This is a genomic window from Eubacteriaceae bacterium Marseille-Q4139, assembly GCA_018223415.1.
GTDB lineage: Bacteria > Bacillota > Clostridia > Lachnospirales > Lachnospiraceae > CABSIM01.
On record JAGTTQ010000001.1, the window covers coordinates 770,757 to 788,948 of the forward strand.

Consider the following 18,192-nt stretch of genomic DNA (forward strand, 5'->3'; position numbering starts at 1 on the left):
ATACGGCGGCAGGCAAAAATTTAGCGGGTATCGAATTTTTTCTTTTTTCGATACCCGCTTCATGCTACTTCATCCAATGGAGTAATACCTCTCTTTCTTTTTTTATCTATATTAAGTTTTTCCATTGCCCCGGCTTCTGCGAACGATTCATACGATCTTTTCTTTTTCATATTGATTACATATTCTTCATTTTGATACTTTCTCGTCATATCAGGAATGGAATAGTTGGTAACCATTTTGTTCGTTTTATCCGGTTTCATGTTTTTCCTTTGTTTAGACTTTTACTTTTGTAAAAGCTAAACGAGATTTACGTTTTCGGTGGTCCGTACCTCCTTTTCTTAGATTTTGTTAAGTTCTTTTCTTTTGTTGTCTTTATTATATGCGATCAGGCTTAGAATGTCAATACTTTTTTTCTAAAAATTTTAAAATAAATTTGATACATTTGTTATATTTTCATATTGTATAGTATTTTTCAAATAATTTATCTCGTTCCCTTTGTTTTACGCACAAATTTTTCTGTACTTTTCAAACATTCATGCATGTTTCTGCGTTTCCTTCTCAGCTTTCTTTTCTCTTTCTGCATATGTTCTGGAGAAAAACAGCAAACAGCATGCCGGCGCCGAGCGCCATCAGGAATATATCAGAGTATGCCCCCATGGCTCCGGAAACCGCCTCCCAGGAATTCCCGGCAATCCTGCCGGCAAAAACAAGAACCGTATTCCAGATCAGGCTTCCTGCCGCGGTATAAAGAAGGAACGGCCCGAAAGCCATGCCGGAAAGCCCGGCAGGAATGGAGATCAGGCTCCGGACAATGGGCACAAGGCGGCAGAAAAACACGGCTTTCTGTCCCTTCTTCAAAAACCAGCCCTTTGCCAGCTCCACATCCTCCGGCCGGAACTTAAGCGTCCGTCCCACAGGGCCGGAAAGGAGTTTTTTAAACAGACTGTCAGGGATCAAATAGCCTGCAAAATACAAAAACACCGCCCCGGCCAACGATCCAAGCGTTGAGGCTGCGATCACTTCCGCTGCCGTCATCCGCGTACACGTCGTCATGAAGCCGCCGAACGTGAGGATCACCTCCGATGGAATCGGCGGAAACAGGTTCTCAATTAAAATCAGAAGAAACACGGCAAAACTGCCGTATTCTCCAATGAACTCCAGAATGAACTGCTGCATCAAACGCCTCCTGAAAAAGGGAACCCTGCATCATCTGAAGCTAATATATGAACGCCTTGCCTGTCCAGATTCCATCTTGCAAAAAGGGAACCGGAAGGCGCCTCCGCCGCCCGGTTCCCTGCGCCTTAAAAATCAGCCAATATGTCCGCAGATCAGGTCGCCCATGGCACCGGTGCCCACCTGCGTCATTCCGTCTGCCATGATATCTGCCGTCCGATAGCCCTCGGCCAGCACTTTCCGCACGGCATTTTCCACGGCATCTGCCTCCTTATCCAAATCAAAGGAGAACCGGAGCATCATGGCCGCCGAAAGGATCGTCGCAATGGGGTTTGCAATTCCCTTTCCTGCAATATCCGGCGCAGAGCCATGGCTCGGCTCATAAAGGCCGAATTTTCCCTCGTTGAGGCTGGCCGACGACAGCATGCCGATGGAGCCGGTAATCATGCTGGCCTCGTCCGAAAGGATGTCGCCGAACATGTTCTCGGTGAGGATCACGTCAAACTGGCCTGGATTCATCACAAGCTGCATGGCACAGTTGTCCACCAGCATGTGCTCAAGCTGTACCTGCGGATATTCTTTTGCCACCTCTTCCACAACTGCTCTCCAGAGCCTGGAAGAATCCAGGACGTTGGCCTTGTCGACACTCGTCACCTTTTTCCGTCTCTTCTCTGCAATCTCAAAGGCCTTTACGGCTGCCCGGCGGATTTCATGCTCGCTGTAAACGAGCGTATCCGTGGCCTGGCGCATGCCGTCAACCGTCTCCGTATGGCGTTCGCCAAAGTAGAGGCCGCCCGTCAGCTCCCTGACGATCACCATGTCAAAGCCATCCCCGATAATTTCCTTTTTTAAGGGGCAGGCGTCCTCAAGGCCCGCATAAAGATATGCCGGGCGGATGTTCGCAAACAGGCCGAGCTCCTTTCGGATCTTCAAAAGCCCTGCCTCCGGCCTGAGGTTCGGCGCCACGTCGTACCATCTGGAATTTCCCACGTTTCCGCCTACGGCGCCCAAAAGCACGGCATCGCTGTTTCTGGCTGTCTCTAACGCTTCATCCGTCAGCGGCACCCCATAGGTGTCAATGGAAATTCCGCCCATCAGCACCTCCTCAAAATGGAACGTGTGCCCGTAGACAGCGCCCACCTTTTCCAGGACTTTTTTTGCTTCCCCGACGATTTCCGGCCCGATTCCATCGCCGGAAATCGCTGCAATCTTATATTCCATCAATACTTCCTCCATTTCTTTTCTGTTGTTCTATCTGCCTTCCATCATAGACGATCCCCCGCTTTTTTTCAACCGACGCCGGCCAGGAAGGACATGCAAGTTTTCTATTTTTCCCATAACCCTCAGTTATCGAATGTGCAGTCCATGCAGCAGAAGGGCGCACTTTATGTTAAATATTCGTAAATAACCGCCGCCAAAATTGACAGATGTCCGAAAATTTCTTATAATAATTGACAGTTCACCCGCGGCAGACATCGAATGGATGGGAACGCATATCCGCGGAAATAAAAAATGGGAGGTACCTGCTATGCCGGATCTGATTTATGAAGTAAAAGACCATTTAGCCCGCATCACTTTAAACCGCCCGGAACAGCTCAACTGCTTCAGCGAGGAGATGATCCGTCTCTGGGCAAAGGCTTTGGAGGACGTCCGGGACCGGGAAGACATCTATGCCGTTCTGCTGTCCGGAAACGGCAAGGCCTTCTGTGCCGGCGGCGACGTCAAGGCCATGGCTGCCGGAGACGGATTTTTTGAAAGCCACGATGACATCACCTCGACTGCCCTTGCAAGAAAAAATTCCCTGTGGAAAGGAATCCAGCGCATCCCGCTGATTCTGGAGGAGATTGACAAGCCGGTGGTTGCCAAAATCCGCGGCGCCGCTGTCGGTGCCGGCCTGGACATGGCCCTGATGTGCGATGTCCGGATTGCCGCGGAAAGTGCTACCTTATCCGAGAGCTATTTCAATGCCGGAATCGTTCCCGGCGACGGCGGCGCCTATTTCCTGCCTCGTCTTGTGGGCAAAGATAAGGCTCTCGACATGTTCTGGACAACCCGTTCCTTAAAGGGCCCGGAGGCCGAGCGGATCGGCCTTGTAACCCATGCGGTTCCCGACGACCAGCTTGATGAATACGTCGAAAACTACATGAAAAAGCTGCTTGATGCGCCGCAGCAGGCCATGCGCCTTACCAAACGTGCCATTTACCAGAGTGAACAGAGCACGCTCCGCTCCTCTCTGGATATGGTTTCCTCATTCATGGGCATTGTGACCGAGCTGGACGACTATCGGACAAGGACGGCAGCCCTTGTGGAAAAGCTCAATAAAAAATCATCCAAAAAGAAGGAGACGGAGCAGCACTAGCGCCGAAAAAGCCGCATGGAAGAAATCATTTATTCAGAACTGACACCCTGTAACTTTCACAGAAATTCCCTGGACTCTTTTATCCGGCACCAGGAAGTAAAGGAATGCTGGCGGATTCAAAACGGGATGTGGGTGCTTATCCCGCATCCCTTTACCGAGGACTGGGATCTCAGTGAGCTCAGAGAACTGGCCTCCGAAATCGAATACCGACTTACAAACGGCTGGAGCGGCTTCGGTGCATGGCAGAACAGGCGTCTGATCGGCTTTGGCATTCTCGACGAAACGCCCTTCGGAAGCCGGAACCAGTATTTAGATCTCGTCCATTTTTATGTCTCAGAGCCTTGCCGCGGACTCGGAGTCGGGCGGCGCCTCTTTTCCATGGCAGCTCAAAAGGCAAGGGAAGCCGGCGCAGAAAAGCTCTATATCTCCGCCCATTCCTCCAAAGAAAGTCAGGAGGCCTACCGCAGACTGGGCTGTAAACTTGCAGAGGAAATCGATCCCGTGCTGGCAGCTAAAGAGCCGTGTGATGTACAGATGGAGTATTTGTTATAGAAAGTTTAAGACAGCTTGCAGACTTTTAAGATTTTTTCGATTTGTTCCCAGACAGTGAGAGATGGGTTTTCTTTGTAATATGGAAAACCTTTGTATTGCTGAAGTATGCGGCCTGATTCCTGATTGATCTGCATGATCGTCCTGGATCGCTGAACCGCTTGCCGGACATTGGCAAGCGTCAGCTTTCCCAGGATTCGCTTAAAATTATTCTCGTGCTTATATTCCTCCAGACTGCCAAAATTTTCGCCGTATGCCTTATTGAGCAGAGGCAGGTACTGGCGTCTGTGGGTCAACGGGCCATTGCAGTCCGCCATATGGAGAATCATCCAAAGTTCAAACGTAAAATTGCTGTAACCAATATGGTACTGGATATCCTTTCCGCTGCTCTCCGCCTCCCTCATGCGGTCGATTACCGTTTTAAATTCCCTTTCATATTCTTCTTCTCCGCTCTCATAATCAAACAGGTGCGTTATTTCTGTCTTTCTCACGATTTTCATTCGCTTTACTCTTGCAAACGGATCCTTTTGGATTTTACAGTCCAGCTTTACCGTACATGCGGCTTCAGGTGCCGCATTGATCGAACGCTGAAGCCATTCCAGGTACCATTGTTCCGTATCCCCCTCTACGGAAAAATAATAGGTTCGATTTTCTTTCCTCATAGGCTACCCCTCATCATTCTCAGACATGATTTTTTCAAAAATCGGCGTGAAGTCGATTTCTTTAATTGCGCCGTAACGGTCGATAAAATAATTTTTCATATAATCTTCGTTCTTCCGCACACCGTTTTTTCCGGCTGTCCCAAAATCCGACAGGGAATACTGAGTGCTGAAATGCGTTTCATCATCCCGCTCTACAAATTTGATCTCATCCCGCCGGTAGAGGCTGGAATTCAGGAAGATCGGATTGTGAGTGTTAAAAATGAGCTGTGCATGGTGTTTGTTGATCTCGTCGTTGTGGAAAATATTGATAATGTCCATCAACGCCATTGGATGAATAGACGCATCAAATTCATCCACCACCAGCGTTCCCCCGTTTAACATGGCATTTACCACCAGAGGGAACATATTCACAAAGCGGATGGTCCCGTAGGATTCAAACAGTTCCGCAGGAATTGCCGTCCCTTTGCCGTTTTTCTGCAAAACGGAATACAGCCTGGCCTCACTCTCATCTCCCCTTACGGCATAGCCAAGGGCATTGGAATTGATTCCAAAATAAGAGGCAGCCTCATTTAACGTCTTCTCCACATAGACGGAATTCCTTTTCGGATCACTGAACTTTCGCGTCAGGTGAACCGCATCGGCATGATAAATTACCATGAATTTATGTTCCAGCCATTCCGCAAGTATGGCCGCGAGTTTGGCACTGAACATCGTTTTAAAACCGTTCATCAAAAACAGTTCTTCCTCATTCAAATTGCTTTTTGCAAGGGCAACTGCACCTTCCTCATTGGGCGCAAACTCATTTACAAGGAAGTCTCCGATTGCATCAAAGGAACCGAATTCCAGTCCTTCCCTCCGCGAAAACACTTGGGAATTATTCACTTTCAGAAATTCCGACATCACCCTGCGGCGGCAGTTGGAATCCAGAAATTTCCCAAGATCTGCGGAAAATCCGTACTCCATCAAAATCCCGTCTGAAATGAATTTTATGGAAAAGCAGACTGGTTCCGGCGTCTCCAGAGACTGGTTCGGGATCAGCTCCAGAAGATTGGACGCGGCATTCGCAGACACCTTTCCCTCGTCATTGCGAAGATGTCCCCGCAAAACAATGGCTTTAAACGCGTCCATGGCTCCAATAATATTTGTTTTTCCGGACGCGTTTGGGCCATAAACCACCGCAGAGCAGAGGCCGTGATAGATACGTTTGCCAGCCGTCTCTTCCAGGACGCTGTAATCAAGGCCCTTCTGCTTCGGCGCCGGTACAAGAGAGAATACCATTTCCTCTCTAAAAGACTTGTAGTTCGACGTTCTGAATTCCAACAGCATACAATTCCTCCATTCTGCAAAAAATCAGCAAAATCATACTTATATGATAACGCACCTCTTCGAATAAGTCAATATAAATATTTTATTTTGAAGAAATATTGCAAAATCATTTAAAGAAAGAAAAAACAGTGCAGAGAACCTCCGCGCCCATCCAAACGCGTCCTGCCCTCTGCACTGTTTTCTGTTCTTCTTTTTATTCCCGATACATCTCCGGCCGCCTGTCGCGGAACAGCCCCCATTCCAGCCGCTCCAAAAACATTTTTTCCAAATCGAACTCTGCCGCAATAAAGCCTTCGCTCTCCCGGTCCATGGCCAATACGATTTCACCTGTATTGTCGGTGATGAAGGAGGAACCGTAGAACTTTAACGACGATTTCTGGCCGCCGTTTTCCTCGCATGGCTCCACCGTCTCAACGCCGACGCGGTTCGCCGCGATGACCGGCATCAAATTGGAAGCCGCATGCCCCTGCATACAGCGCCTCCAATGGGGCATGCTGTCCACAGAGAGAATCGGCTCGCTTCCGATGGCCGTCGGATAGTAAAGAAGCTCTGCGCCCTTTACCGCCATGAAACGCGCCGTCTCCGGGAACCACTGATCCCAGCAGATCCCCACGCCGATGGTGCCGTATTTCGTCTCGAATACACGAAATCCCGTATCACCCGGCACGAAATAGAACTTCTCCTGATAATAGTGGTCGTCGGGAATATGGGTCTTCCGGTAAATCCCCAAATTCGTCCCGTCGGCATCCAGAACCGCCACCGTATTAAACAGGCGGTTCTTATCCCGCTCGAAAAAGCTGATGGGCATCACAACAGAAAGCTCTGCCGCCACCTTCGCAAAATGCCGGACGGCGTCGTTCTCCTCCACCGGCTTTGCAAACTCATAATAATCATACCGCCGCTCCTGGCAGAAATACTGCCGCTCGAAAAGCTCCGGCAAAAGAATAATCTGCGCGCCGTCCGCAGCGGCCGCCCGCACAAACTCCTCTGCCCTGGCGATATTCTCTTTTACATCCCTGCCGCAGCGCATCTGCACCGCAGCCGTCTTAACCATACGCATCCGAATGTTGCCTCCGTTTCTGAGAAAATCTCCGCCCGAAAAGGGCTGCCGGATTTCTTTCTCCGCAAAATCTCCGCCCGGCAAAGGCCCGCAGCCCGCCGTTTTCCTGGCGCGGGCCGTTTCCGGCCTACGCTTTCCTTCCCGCCGGAATCTGCTGCGTAATACAGTGGATATTCCCGCCGCCAAGGAGAATCTCCTTCGCCGCAATCGGGTACACCTTCCGCTCCGGGAATACCTCCGAAAGGATCTTCACGGCCGTCTCATCATGCTCATCCCCGAACTGGGGCACGATGACGCCGCCGTTTGAAATATAAAAATTCACATAGCTGGCCGCCAGCCGTTCGCCCGGCTCCCGCACGTCCTCGCCTTCCTCGAAATCATAGCCGAGAAGATCTTTTTCCGACACGCAGACCGGCACCTTCGGAACCGGCAGCTTGTAAACCTTGAGCTTCCGCCCCATGGCATCCGTCTCCTGCTTAAGAATCCGAAGACAGCTCTCCGACATGGCATACTGCGGGTCGTCCTCATCATCTGTCCACGCAAGCACCACCTCGCCGGGGCGCACGAAGGCGCAGATATTGTCCACGTGCTCGTTTGTCTCGTCGTTATAAATGCCGCGCTCCAGCCAGATGACCTTTTTTGCGCCGAGGTATGCCTTTAGCTTCTCCTCAATCTCCCCTTTGGAAAGAGACGGGTTCCGCCCTGCGCTGAGTAAGCAGGCTTCCGTCACGAGAACCGTCCCCTCGCCGTCGGAGTGGATCGAACCGCCCTCCAAAACAAAGGGCCTGGCCTCATAGCACTCGTATCCCATGGCCTCACAGAACCGCCCGGCCACCAGATCGTCCTTTTCCCAGTGGGCGTAAAGCCCGTCCACATCGCCGCCCCAGGCGTTGAATTCCCAGTCGATGCCGCGGACAAGCCCTTCCTTATTGACAACAAACGTCGGCCCCACGTCCCTGGCCCAGGCGTCGTCGGACTCCATCTCGATCACATGGATTCTTTCGTTTCCAAAAGCGCCAAGCATTTCCCTGGCGTTCCCTGCCACGTCCGGCTCCGCCAGCATATAGACGTTTTCGCTCTCCGCGATGGCCGCTGCCACGGCGGCGAACGCCTCCCTGGCCTTTTTCGCCCCGTAGTTCCAGCTTCCCGGCCGTTTCGGCCAGATCATGATGCAGCCGTCATGGGCGTCAAACTCTCCCGGCATGAAAAAGCCTTCGTCCGCCGGGTATCCAGTCCTCATCTTCATCGTCCCGCTTCCTCCTATGAAAGCCGCATTTTAAAATCTTCGTAACCGAAGGAGCGGATCACCTCGCACTCCCCGTCCTCGTGCATGACGGCGATGGACGGGAGCGCCATGCCGTTAAAGGTATTGTTTTTCACCATGGAATAGATGGCCATATCCTCAAAGTACAGCTTATCGCCAATTTTGATCTCCCTATCAAAGGAGTAATCCCCGATCACGTCGCCGGCCAGGCAGGTGCAGGACGAAAGCCTGTAATCAAAAGCCTTTTCGCCGGGCTTTCCCGAGTCCTTAAGGGGCGGCCGGTATGGCATTTCCAGCACATCCGGCATATGGCAGGCCGCAGAGGCGTCCAAAATTAACGTCTCGATGCCGTTTTTTACGATGTCCATGACCTCGGTCACGAGATATCCGGCATTTAGCGCCACGGCCTCTCCAGGCTCTAAGTACACCTCCACGCCGTAGGTCTCCTTCATATGGAGAATCAGCTTTTCCAGCCGGGGAATGTCGTAGTCGGCCCTCGTGATATGATGGCCGCCGCCCATGTTGAGCCATTTCATCTGCTTTAAATACGGCCCGAATTTTTCCTCCACCGCATGAAGCGTCGTTTCCAGATCATCGGAATTCTGCTCGCAGAGAGTGTGAAAATGGAGCCCGTCCAGCATAAAAAGCAGGTCTTCGCGGAAATTCTCCTTCGTGACGCCAAGGCGGGAGCCGGGCGCGCACGGGTCGTAAATCGCATGGTCGCCCTGGGTCGAGCACTCGGGATTTACGCGGATTCCCACGCTGACGCCTTTCCTTTTGCAGATTTCATAATATTTTTCAAGCTGTGCAAAGGAATTGAAGACTACATGGCCGCAGAGGTCCGTGATCTCCTCGATTTCCGTCTCCTTAAAAGCAGGGGAGAAGATGTGGGCTTCGTGCCCCATCTCCTCCCGTCCAAGCTTTGCCTCATAAAGCCCGCTGGCCGTGGTGCCGTCCAGATACCGGCCGATCAGCGGATATTCATGGAAGTAGGAGAAGGCCTTCTGGGCCAGCAGGATTTTGCAGCCCGTCCGTTCCTTCACACCTTTTAATACTTCCAGGTTCTCCCTTAACTTCTTTTCGTCGATCACATAGCAGGGAGTCGGCAGCTCATAAATTTTCATGCAGTTCTCCTTACGCTACCGTCTGCGGGTTCTCGTCGACTACCCACGGAAGGCCCCACGCATTAAGCGCCTCCATGTACGGATCGGGATCGAACTCTTCCACATTGAAGACGCCCGGCTTCTTCCATGCGCCGGTCAGCACCATCATGGCGCCGATCATGGCCGGCACGCCTGTCGTGTAGGAAACGGCCTGGGAGCCGACCTCCTTATAGCACTCCTGATGGTCGCAGACGTTGTAAATATAGATAGTTTTCTCTTTTCCGTCCTTGACGCCGTTAAAGATACAGCCGATGTTGGTCTTTCCGACGGTTCTCGGGCCAAGGGATGCCGGATCCGGAAGCAGCGCCTTTAAGAACTGGATCGGCACGATCTCCTGTCCGTTAAAGGTTACCGGGCTTGTGGACAGCATTCCCACGTTCTCCAAGCATTTCATATGGGTCAGATAGCTCTGTCCGAAGGTCATAAAGAAGCGGATCCTCTTTACGCCCGGGATGTTCTTTGCCAGAGACTCGATCTCCTCATGATGAAGCAGGTACATATCCTTCATGCCCACCTGCGGGAAGTCGTACTCTCTCTTAATCTCCATGGGCTCTGTCTCTACCCAATGGCCGTTCTCCCAGTAGGAGCCGTTTGCGGAAACCTCGCGCAGGTTGATCTCCGGGTTAAAGTTGGTGGCAAAAGGATAGCCGTGGTCGCCGCCGTTGCAGTCCAAAATGTCGATGGTGTGGATCTCGTCAAAATAATGCTTTAAGGCGTAGGCCGCAAACACGCTGGTAACGCCGGGATCAAAGCCGGTTCCGAGAAGTCCCGTGATGCCGGCTTTCTCAAATTTCTCCTTATAGGCCCACTGCCAGGAATAGTCAAAGTAAGCCGTAAAGCCCTCTTCCTTGCAGCGTTTTTCATAAATCGCGCGCCATGCGGGATCGTCGGTGTCCTCCGGCTCGTAATTTGCCGTATCGATGTAGTGAACGCCTGTCTTTAAGCATGCGTCCATGACCGTCAGATCCTGGTACGGAAGAGCCAGGTTCAAGACGGCGTCCGGCTTGTAGGACTCGATGAGAGCCACCAGCTCATCCACGCTGTCGGCGTCCACCTTCGCCGCGGAAATCTTCGTGGACGTCGTGCCCTCTAACTTCTCTTTTAACGCGTCGCACTTCTCCTTCGTGCGGCTCGCAATCATGATTTCCTTAAAAACCTCGCTGTTCTGGCAGCATTTGTGGACTGCCACGGAAGCCACGCCTCCGCATCCGATAATCAATAATCTGCTCATGTTATCTTTCCTCCTCTTCCAGTAAATCCTCCACATACTTCGGCAGCATGAACGCGCCCATGTGCAGGTGGGTCGTATAATACCAGGTTTCTATTTTCCTGTCGTTCCATTCCTTCGGCTTGAAATCCTTGATCGGATGGTACTTCTTTGACGCAAAGCCGAACAGCCAGTATCCCGACGGGGACGTGGGGATATGCGCCTGGTAGACGCGGCTGATGGGGAAGGAACGGTATGCCTTTCTGTGCATGCTGCGGCAGGCCATCTCGTCCTCGTCGTAGAACGGGCTCCCGTGCTGGTAAACCATGATGCCGTCGTCCTTTAAGGCCTTATAGCAGCTTCCGTAAAACTCCTTGGTGAACAGCCCCTCCGTGTGGCCGAAGGGATCCGTGGAGTCGTTGATAATCAGGTCGTACTGGCTTTTTTTATTTCTTAAGAACCGCAGGCCGTCATCGTAATGGACGGAGACACGCTCGTCGTCCAGGGCGTTCGCCACCTCCGGGAAAAACTGGCGGCACACGTCCACGAACATCTTGTCCGTCTCCACCACGTCGATCCGCTCCACGCAGCCGTACTGAAGCAGTTCCTTGGCAACGCCGCCGTCGCCGCCGCCGATGATGAGGACGTCCTTTACGTTCGGATGGACGGCCATGGGGACATGGGTCACCATTTCATCATAGATAAATTCGTCTTTCTCGGAAAACACGATCTCCCCGTCCAGGGAAATGAATTTTCCGAATTCCTCCGAATCGAACACGTCGATCCGCTGATATTCACTCTCACCGGAGAAAAGCTGTTTTTCAATCCGGATCGTCAGTTTCACATTTCCTGTGTGCAGCTCCGAAAACCAGAATTCCATCTGCGGCACCTCCTTAAATATTTGCAAGAACCATCAGGTGCTCGACGGCCGGATCCTCGGTTCCCTGCATGGAACAGCCCTTTTCTTTTGCGTAAAGGATGTACTGCACCACGTCGTCCGTAATCATCTCGCCGGGCGCCAGGATCGGGATTCCCGGCGGATAGCACATGACAAACTCCGCGCACACCTTCCCGGAGGATTTCTCCACGGGGAGCGACACCTTGTCGGAGTAGAAGGCCTTCTGAGGCGACATGACAACCTTCGGGTTGATGTACTCGCCGGAGAGCAGGCCGGTGCTGTCCTTGCGGTACAGCCGCTCGATGTCATCCAGGGCGCCCACCAGCCGCTCGATGTCCTGGAGCCTGTCTCCAATGGAGATGTAAGCCAGGATGTTGCTGATGTCGCCGAACTCGATCTGGATGTCGTACTCGTCCCTTAAAAGGTCATAGACCTCAATGCCGGCCAGGCCGATGTCACGGGTATAAACCGAAAGCTTCGTCACATCGAAATCGAAAATGCTGTTCCCGTTCACCAGCTCTTTCCCGTAGGCATAGTATCCGCCGATGGAGTTGATTTCTTTTCTCGCATATTCCGCCATCTCCGCCACTCTCGCAAAGGACTCCTCACCGCGAAGTGCCAGGTTCCGTCTGGAAATATCGAGGCTGGAAAGGAGCAGGTACGACGCGCTGGTGGTCTGGGTCAGGTTGATGATCTGGCGCACGTAGTCGGCGTTGATCCCCTTATTTAAAAGCAGCACCGAGCTCTGGGTCAGGCTGCCGCCGGATTTATGCATGGAGACGGCCGCCATGTCGGCGCCGGCTTCCATGGCCGAAACAGGCAGATTCTTTCCAAAATACAGATGGGTTCCGTGAGCCTCGTCCACAAGCACCTTCATGCCGCGGCCATGGGCCAGCTTCACGATGGTGCGGAGGTCGGAACAGATTCCGTAATACGTCGGGTTGTTCACGAACACGGCCACGGCGTCCGGATTGTCCTCGATGGCCTGTTCTACTTTCTCCACTTCCATTCCCAGGGCGATTCCAAGCTTCTGGTTCATCTCCGGGTTTACATAAACCGGAACGGCGCCGCAGAGCACCATGGCGTTGATGACGCTCTTGTGGACGTTTCGCGGCAGGATAATTTTATCGCCGGCCTGGCAGACCGAAAGGATCATACTCTGGACTGCCGACGTGGTTCCGCCCACCATCAGGTAGGCACCGGCTGCGCCGAAGGCCTCGGCCGTCAGCTCCTCGGCCTCACGGATTACGGAAACCGGATGGCAGAGATTGTCAAGCGGCTTCATGGAATTCACATCCAGGGACACGCATTTTTCCCCAAGGAGCTGTACTAGCTCCGGGTTCCCGCGCCCGCGCTTATGGCCCGGCACGTCAAACGGAACGACCCTTTTTCTTTTAAATGCCTCCAGGGCCTCGTAGATGGGGGCTCTCTTTTGTCTCTCTCTGTCCATGGCAGTACCTCTCATGTTTATTTGTAAAAATATGCGTCCTCGCATAGCGTTCTTCATAAATCAAAAAGCGGATGACAGTCTCCCATCATCCGCTTCTACGATTCATATCATATCTGGCTGAATGCCGGCCGCTTCCGGCAGCATTCCCATGACTGCTATCGTTTTCAAGTCTGTAATCGCAAATAGACTGTCCCTGCTTTTATTGACCGTTTCACAAGATGATGTGTTTGAAAACACAGATTATAAAGGAATCAACTTATAAAATTTGAGCTTTTAACTCAATCAATAATGTGGTTTCCCACGCCGGCACTTGACCCGCCTGTCCGTCTGGGCTTAACTCCCCGAAGGAAGTGGTCACTTATTTGCATGAAAACGATAATGTCTCTTCACACTTCTTTAAAGATATCAAATTTGGACGGGGATGTCAAGGAAATTTGAAAGATTTCCCCGCCTAAAGTGCCATCACAAGAAGCACCGCCAAAAAGACAAGATTTAAAGCCGTAAACAGTGAAAAATAGCTCTTTTTCTTTTCCGGGAAGCGAACGGCGATGGCTTTATAGGAAATCAGGCTCGCCATGGAGGCGATGAGCGTCCCGAGGCCGCCCAGGTTTGTCCCGACGATGAGCTTCTCCCACTGGTCGGAAAAGCCGGAAAGCAGGAGGGCCGCCGGCACGTTGCTGATGACCTGGCTGGCCGCCACGCTTGTGATGACTTCCCGGCCTTCCAGCACGTCTGCAAGCACGGCGCAGAATTCCGGGATCCGCCCCATGTTCCCGATAAAGATAAAAAACGCCGCAAAGGTTAAAAGAAGCGAATAGTCCACGGCAAAAAACAGGCTTTTATCCCGCCAGAAAACAGCAGCCAGGACTGCGATGCAGAGCGCCTGCCACGAAAGCACCCGCGCAACGCTAGCCATGGCGACGAAAAAGAGCGCCAGGTAAATAAGGAAATCCAGCTTCCCGGAAGCCGTCATCCCGCCGTCTCCCTGCATTTTAAATTCCACGGCCGCCGTGGTTTCACCGGACTTTCTCCAGTACCGCCCCACAAAAACCAGGCACACGAAAAGAAGGGCGAAGGAAACTGCCGTATAAGGCGCCATGAGCACCAGAAATTCCGAAAAGGGAATGCCGGCGCGGGAGTAAAGATAGAGGTTCTGCGGGTTCCCCACCGGCGTCATCATGCTGCCGAGGTTGGCTGCGATGGTCTGGAGAACCACCACGGGAACGATGAGCCGCTCCATCCTTGCCATGGATAAAACCGTGACGGCAAAGGGCACAAAGGTGATGAGCGCCACATCGTTTGTGATTGCCATGCTGAGGAAAAAGCAGAGGTACACAAGGACTCCGGCGATGGCCGCCGGGGACGAAACGCGCCCTAAAAGCCACTGCCCGGCCCTCTGGAAAATTCCCAGACGGTTGAAGCCGGCCATGACCGTCATCAGGCTGAACAGAAGCCCGATGGTCTTATAATCAATGTAGCCGAGGTATTCCATGTCCGGACGGACAAGAACAGAGGAGACAACCGCAAGCAGAATGGCTGCCGCAAGCACCGTCTCCCGTTTTAGAAAGGTGATAAGCTTTTTCATACTTCTCGATCCCCATTTCCTTTCATTCAGTAAATCCTGTGCCCAATTATAGCACAAGGTTCCCCTGTGTCAACCGGCAGGCTGGAAAAAGTGTGCGCGGCGGCTTATGCGGGCACCGCCGCATAAGAAAAGTTCCGGCGTTAATTCAGCCGGAACATGGCATCGACCGTGTCGTTTGCATATACAAAATTGTAAACCAGATATTCATATTCCAGCATCCGCTCTTCGTGGGGGCTTCCCGCCGCCGTAATCTCCGGCCATGTATAAAAGACGCCGTCTGCGTCCTCACAGCCGAAGGGATGGAGAATCGGGACTTCCTCCTTCATTTCCAGCAGGAACCTGTTGTAAGGCGTCATCGAAAGCCCGGCTCTGGAAAGCACCTCAGAGGAGAGATAAAGGGCGCTGAAATGGCCGGTTTCCTCCGCCTCGCTCTCATAATTTGTCCAGATCAGATACGGCGTTTCGTACCACATGAACTTTTCCGACACCGGCACCTCGCTGCTTGGCCGGCCGGCCATGATGTCGAAAAATTCGTCCTCGACGCTCGGCTGGTGGTCGCCGAAAAGGACGATCATCGTCGGCTCCTCGCACTCCTCAAAATACGAGATCAGATATTCAAGGGCCTCATCGGATTCCTTCATTAAAGAAAGGTACTGGTCTGTTTTCGGAAATTTCCCCTCCAGCTCACCGGTGAGCCAGACCTCCTGATTAAAATTGTCGTGGGTCTCCTCGTAGCCGCCGTGGTTCTGCATCGTGACATTAAAAAGGAACAGCCGGTCTTCCGGATTCTCCTTATTTTCCACCATTTCGATTAGCTTCTCATAGTCGCCCCTGTCGCTGACGTAATTCCTGAGCTGTTCGCTTCCCTCATAAGCCGTCTCATCGAGAAACAAATCGAAGCCCATGTTGGCATAGCATTCCCGCCGGTTCCAGTTGTCCGCCGGGTAGGGGTGCATGGCGACGGCCTCGTAGCCCTGGCTTTTTAAGGTCTCCACCAGTCCCGGCGTATTGCTTCGTACCAAAAACTGGTAGGCGATGCAGCTTGTCGGAAGCTGTGACATGGAATTTCCCGTCAGGAATTCATACTCCGAATTGCTCGTCATGGAACCGAAAATCGGGACGATTACCTTTCCTTTGACCGTATTTTCCGAAAGGCTGTTGTAAAAGGAAAGATACTCCTGGTTTGTCTCAAAATCCCCGGCGGACCGGAGGTCGGAAAAGCTTTCGTTCATGATGCAGATCAGGTTGACCGGCTGGATGCGGCCGTCATGCTCTGTCTCCTCTGCCTCCTTATATTCTTCGGCAAGCTGCGTCACCACGGACGTCTTATAGCCCTCGGGCTTTTTCTTCACTAAATACTGGCCGGACACGGCCGTGGAAAGGACGTAGCCATACTCGTTGTAGGTTTCGGTAAACTCCCACATATTGATGGTAAAATTCCAGTGGGGAATGGCAAAAGAATAGAACCAGAAAACGAAGGCAGACACCGCGGCTGTCCCGCCGAAAAACGCGGAAAGCCGGACTTTTTTCCCTTTCAGCCGGAACGGGCAGGCAATGGAAACGGCCGCCAGAAGGACAGTGCAGACACCGGCCATCGCCATCGGACGGCTGATGGTAAAGGTATAATTTCCCGCGACGCTCATGGCCGTCCCCACGGACATCACGTCCCAGATCATGATCGGCCTTGCGCGAAAGTCCACCACAAACGTCTCCGCCAGGGACATGGCGTAGAACGCGGCCGCCCCGATGGGCACGGCAATCCTGGTGCTTCCCGAAATCACAAACAGCAGAAGGTACACCGCCAGGATCCAGCACACGTTTAACGCTGCCATAAAAAAGGAAATCTGTGCCAGATTCCCCGTCACATATTCAAACAGGGCGTAGCTGACGCAGGGCGCCAGAATCAGGCACAGAATTCCGATAATTGGTCTTATTTTTTCGTACCGCTTGATCCATTCTTCCTTCGTCATAAAAACGCTCCCTCTCTCTTTTCCGCAATCTGCGTTTTTTATCTTAGCACAGTTTTTGCGGATTCGACAATGGAAATTGCCGGTTTTCACAGATTTTTCACGTTTTTACGACAAAATGAGATCAGATGATCCCTTTCTTATGAAGCATGTACGAATACAGGGCGGACAGGATGATGACGCCCATCATGATATAGCTCTGGTTGGAGGAGAAAAAGCTTCTTCCAACGATGAAAATAATGATGATCGGCAGCACAATCGGAAGGACGGCCTGCTTGGGCGCCTTCGCAATGTTCGGGAACAGCAGGGCTCCGAACAGCGCCGGCACCATGTTGGTGAAGGCCGGCTGAAGGAATTCGTTGTTGTACACCGGCTCGAAAATCGGCGCCAGAAACAGCATTCCCAGAAATACAATCGCCGTCGTCACGAACGTGGACGCCGCCACCGCAATGATGGAAATCACGTTGGCCTTGTCGGTTCCGGCCGCACAGCCTGCAACCTCCATGGCGTTTACGGCTGCCGGGATTTTCATGTTGCTGACATTTCCCGTCACACATGCCATATAGAGGGCGCCGCTTCCGATGATTGGCGTAAAGGACAGGTTCTCACAGATGCCCGAAATTGCAAAGGTCAGAAAGATCGGGGCTCCGTTCTGGAGCACATGCGGCAGATCCAGCGGCACATCGTAGACGATGGAAAGCCCGAAAGGCACTCCCATAAAGCAGATTAACGCCAGAATTACCGTAATTCTTCCCAGAAGGTGAATTTTATTGTAAAAGCTCATTTCTTTCATTGACGTCTCCTCCCTATACAAGCATTGCATTTACGACGCAGGATGCCAGCATGCCGATTACCATGCTGAGCGCAAAGGAAAATTCCTTAAGCCGCTTCACCTTCGTCGAAAGCTTTCCTAAAAGAAGGGCGGCAATGCCTGCCACAAGAATCGCGGAAAGCGCCGGGATGCTGGAAAAATTCGTCAGGTGCGGGGCCGCCATGGTGCCGTAAAGGCCTAAAAACATGGCTGTCGTAATCATCGGAACAAGGGCTGCGTTTTCTCCCTTGATTTTCTCCACCTTCTTGTCGTAGGTCTTTAAGAAAAACACGTTGAAGATGTTTCCGCCGAGGATGCCGATGGTAACGACAAAGACGATGCTGACGAAAACATCTAACGGGATGTTTTCCACCGTAATGGACTCCAGTCCGAAGGCCTCGGCCGCCATGTTGGCAACCATGGTCTCATAGGAGGCGGAACCCACGACGCTTAACCGCAGCCACGGGAAATACCGCCCGAGGGACGGAACCAGGATCAGGTAGCTGATAATAATCGGAAGGGACGGGATGATGGAGAACACGGCGCTGCTGACGGCCGCATTCTTCATCTCCTCCTTCGTCATATTCAGTTCTTTTCCGCGCTTTACTGCCGCAGCCAGAAACAGAATCGGCTGGAGCAGGACAATCAGGATGGTGATTCCGCAAAGAACCGCCATCACCGAGCTGTTGGCAGCTTCCAAATGTGACATACTCGTTTT

Annotated in this window: 17 protein-coding genes; 2 read left to right on the forward strand and 15 right to left on the reverse strand. The window is 52.3% G+C overall.

Annotated elements, in window-relative coordinates; genetic code table 11:
- Positions 1-59 precede the first annotated feature (59 nt).
- The 3 genes from KE531_03770 to leuB all read right to left on the reverse strand — a co-directional run bounded on the left by KE531_03770 (position 60) and on the right by leuB (position 2,394).
- Positions 60-260 carry a hypothetical protein gene (locus KE531_03770; GenBank protein ID MBR9952746.1) on the reverse strand — a complete coding sequence of 67 codons (201 nt, stop codon included), beginning with the start codon at positions 258-260 and terminating at the stop codon, positions 60-62.
- Positions 261-558: 298 nt separating this feature from the next.
- A complete protein-coding gene (locus KE531_03775; GenBank protein MBR9952747.1) occupies positions 559-1,176 on the reverse strand; it encodes a DedA family protein in 618 nt (205 codons plus the stop codon).
- A gap of 132 nt (positions 1,177-1,308) precedes the next feature.
- On the reverse strand, positions 1,309-2,394 hold the full coding sequence (gene leuB / locus KE531_03780; GenBank protein ID MBR9952748.1) for a 3-isopropylmalate dehydrogenase: 1,086 nt from the start codon (positions 2,392-2,394) through the stop codon (positions 1,309-1,311).
- Positions 2,395-2,701: 307 nt separating this feature from the next.
- Here leuB and KE531_03785 point away from each other — a divergent pair, with 307 nt between their 5' ends.
- Positions 2,702-3,532, forward strand: coding sequence for an enoyl-CoA hydratase/isomerase family protein (locus KE531_03785; protein MBR9952749.1), 831 nt, complete (start codon positions 2,702-2,704; stop codon positions 3,530-3,532).
- A 15-nt stretch (positions 3,533-3,547) separates the two neighbouring features.
- Entirely contained in the window at positions 3,548-4,084 is a 537-nt protein-coding gene (locus KE531_03790; protein MBR9952750.1) for a GNAT family N-acetyltransferase, read from the forward strand.
- 5 nt (positions 4,085-4,089) lie between these two features.
- Here KE531_03790 and KE531_03795 read toward each other — a convergent pair whose 3' ends face one another.
- The 12 genes from KE531_03795 to KE531_03850 form a co-directional block, all read right to left on the reverse strand.
- Positions 4,090-4,743, reverse strand: a complete 654-nt coding sequence (locus tag KE531_03795) for an RloB domain-containing protein (protein MBR9952751.1) — start codon at positions 4,741-4,743, stop codon at positions 4,090-4,092.
- A gap of 3 nt (positions 4,744-4,746) precedes the next feature.
- Positions 4,747-6,069 carry an ATP-binding protein gene (locus tag KE531_03800; protein ID MBR9952752.1) on the reverse strand — a complete coding sequence of 441 codons (1,323 nt, stop codon included), beginning with the start codon at positions 6,067-6,069 and terminating at the stop codon, positions 4,747-4,749.
- Between the two features lie 193 nt (positions 6,070-6,262).
- Complete coding sequence (gene aguB, locus KE531_03805; protein ID MBR9952753.1) at positions 6,263-7,129, reverse strand: N-carbamoylputrescine amidase; 867 nt, start codon at positions 7,127-7,129, stop codon at positions 6,263-6,265.
- 127 nt (positions 7,130-7,256) lie between these two features.
- Positions 7,257-8,375, reverse strand: coding sequence for an agmatine deiminase (gene aguA, locus KE531_03810; GenBank protein MBR9952754.1), 1,119 nt, complete (start codon positions 8,373-8,375; stop codon positions 7,257-7,259).
- A 14-nt stretch (positions 8,376-8,389) separates the two neighbouring features.
- Positions 8,390-9,517, reverse strand: a complete 1,128-nt coding sequence (gene nspC / locus KE531_03815; protein MBR9952755.1) for a carboxynorspermidine decarboxylase — start codon at positions 9,515-9,517, stop codon at positions 8,390-8,392.
- A gap of 10 nt (positions 9,518-9,527) precedes the next feature.
- Positions 9,528-10,787 carry a saccharopine dehydrogenase family protein gene (locus KE531_03820; GenBank protein MBR9952756.1) on the reverse strand — a complete coding sequence of 420 codons (1,260 nt, stop codon included), beginning with the start codon at positions 10,785-10,787 and terminating at the stop codon, positions 9,528-9,530.
- Position 10,788: 1 nt separating this feature from the next.
- Entirely contained in the window at positions 10,789-11,643 is an 855-nt protein-coding gene (gene speE, locus KE531_03825) for a polyamine aminopropyltransferase (protein MBR9952757.1), read from the reverse strand.
- Between the two features lie 13 nt (positions 11,644-11,656).
- The gene (locus KE531_03830) at positions 11,657-13,111 is read right to left on the reverse strand and encodes an aminotransferase class I/II-fold pyridoxal phosphate-dependent enzyme (GenBank protein ID MBR9952758.1); all 1,455 of its coding nucleotides are present in this window, start codon (positions 13,109-13,111) and stop codon (positions 11,657-11,659) included.
- Positions 13,112-13,562: 451 nt separating this feature from the next.
- Positions 13,563-14,696, reverse strand: coding sequence for an anion permease (locus tag KE531_03835; GenBank protein ID MBR9952759.1), 1,134 nt, complete (start codon positions 14,694-14,696; stop codon positions 13,563-13,565).
- 140 nt (positions 14,697-14,836) lie between these two features.
- Positions 14,837-16,666: an LTA synthase family protein gene (locus tag KE531_03840; GenBank protein MBR9952760.1), complete on the reverse strand. Its 1,830-nt coding sequence runs from the start codon at positions 16,664-16,666 to the stop codon at positions 14,837-14,839.
- A gap of 121 nt (positions 16,667-16,787) precedes the next feature.
- Positions 16,788-17,456, reverse strand: coding sequence for a hypothetical protein (locus tag KE531_03845; GenBank protein ID MBR9952761.1), 669 nt, complete (start codon positions 17,454-17,456; stop codon positions 16,788-16,790).
- A gap of 13 nt (positions 17,457-17,469) precedes the next feature.
- Entirely contained in the window at positions 17,470-18,183 is a 714-nt protein-coding gene (locus tag KE531_03850; GenBank protein MBR9952762.1) for a DUF5058 family protein, read from the reverse strand.
- Between the last annotated feature and the right edge of the window lie 9 nt (positions 18,184-18,192).

Excerpts from the sequence above, each read along its gene's own strand:
- KE531_03830 (MBR9952758.1), bottom strand. The coding sequence starts at position 13,111 with ATGGACAGAGAGAGACAAAAGAGAGCCCCCATCTACGAGGCCCTGGAG.
- KE531_03785 (MBR9952749.1), top strand. The coding sequence starts at position 2,702 with ATGCCGGATCTGATTTATGAAGTAAAAGACCATTTAGCCCGCATCACT.
- leuB (MBR9952748.1), bottom strand. The coding sequence starts at position 2,394 with ATGGAATATAAGATTGCAGCGATTTCCGGCGATGGAATCGGGCCGGAA.
- KE531_03835 (MBR9952759.1), bottom strand. The coding sequence starts at position 14,696 with ATGAAAAAGCTTATCACCTTTCTAAAACGGGAGACGGTGCTTGCGGCA.
- aguB (MBR9952753.1), bottom strand. The coding sequence starts at position 7,129 with ATGCGTATGGTTAAGACGGCTGCGGTGCAGATGCGCTGCGGCAGGGAT.
- KE531_03795 (MBR9952751.1), bottom strand. The coding sequence starts at position 4,743 with ATGAGGAAAGAAAATCGAACCTATTATTTTTCCGTAGAGGGGGATACG.
- nspC (MBR9952755.1), bottom strand. The coding sequence starts at position 9,517 with ATGAAAATTTATGAGCTGCCGACTCCCTGCTATGTGATCGACGAAAAG.
- KE531_03845 (MBR9952761.1), bottom strand. The coding sequence starts at position 17,456 with ATGAAAGAAATGAGCTTTTACAATAAAATTCACCTTCTGGGAAGAATT.
- aguA (MBR9952754.1), bottom strand. The coding sequence starts at position 8,375 with ATGAAGATGAGGACTGGATACCCGGCGGACGAAGGCTTTTTCATGCCG.
- KE531_03850 (MBR9952762.1), bottom strand. The coding sequence starts at position 18,183 with ATGTCACATTTGGAAGCTGCCAACAGCTCGGTGATGGCGGTTCTTTGC.
- KE531_03770 (MBR9952746.1), bottom strand. The coding sequence starts at position 260 with ATGAAACCGGATAAAACGAACAAAATGGTTACCAACTATTCCATTCCT.
- KE531_03820 (MBR9952756.1), bottom strand. The coding sequence starts at position 10,787 with ATGAGCAGATTATTGATTATCGGATGCGGAGGCGTGGCTTCCGTGGCA.
- KE531_03790 (MBR9952750.1), top strand. The coding sequence starts at position 3,548 with ATGGAAGAAATCATTTATTCAGAACTGACACCCTGTAACTTTCACAGA.
- KE531_03800 (MBR9952752.1), bottom strand. The coding sequence starts at position 6,069 with ATGCTGTTGGAATTCAGAACGTCGAACTACAAGTCTTTTAGAGAGGAA.
- KE531_03775 (MBR9952747.1), bottom strand. The coding sequence starts at position 1,176 with ATGCAGCAGTTCATTCTGGAGTTCATTGGAGAATACGGCAGTTTTGCC.
- KE531_03840 (MBR9952760.1), bottom strand. The coding sequence starts at position 16,666 with ATGACGAAGGAAGAATGGATCAAGCGGTACGAAAAAATAAGACCAATT.
- speE (MBR9952757.1), bottom strand. The coding sequence starts at position 11,643 with ATGGAATTCTGGTTTTCGGAGCTGCACACAGGAAATGTGAAACTGACG.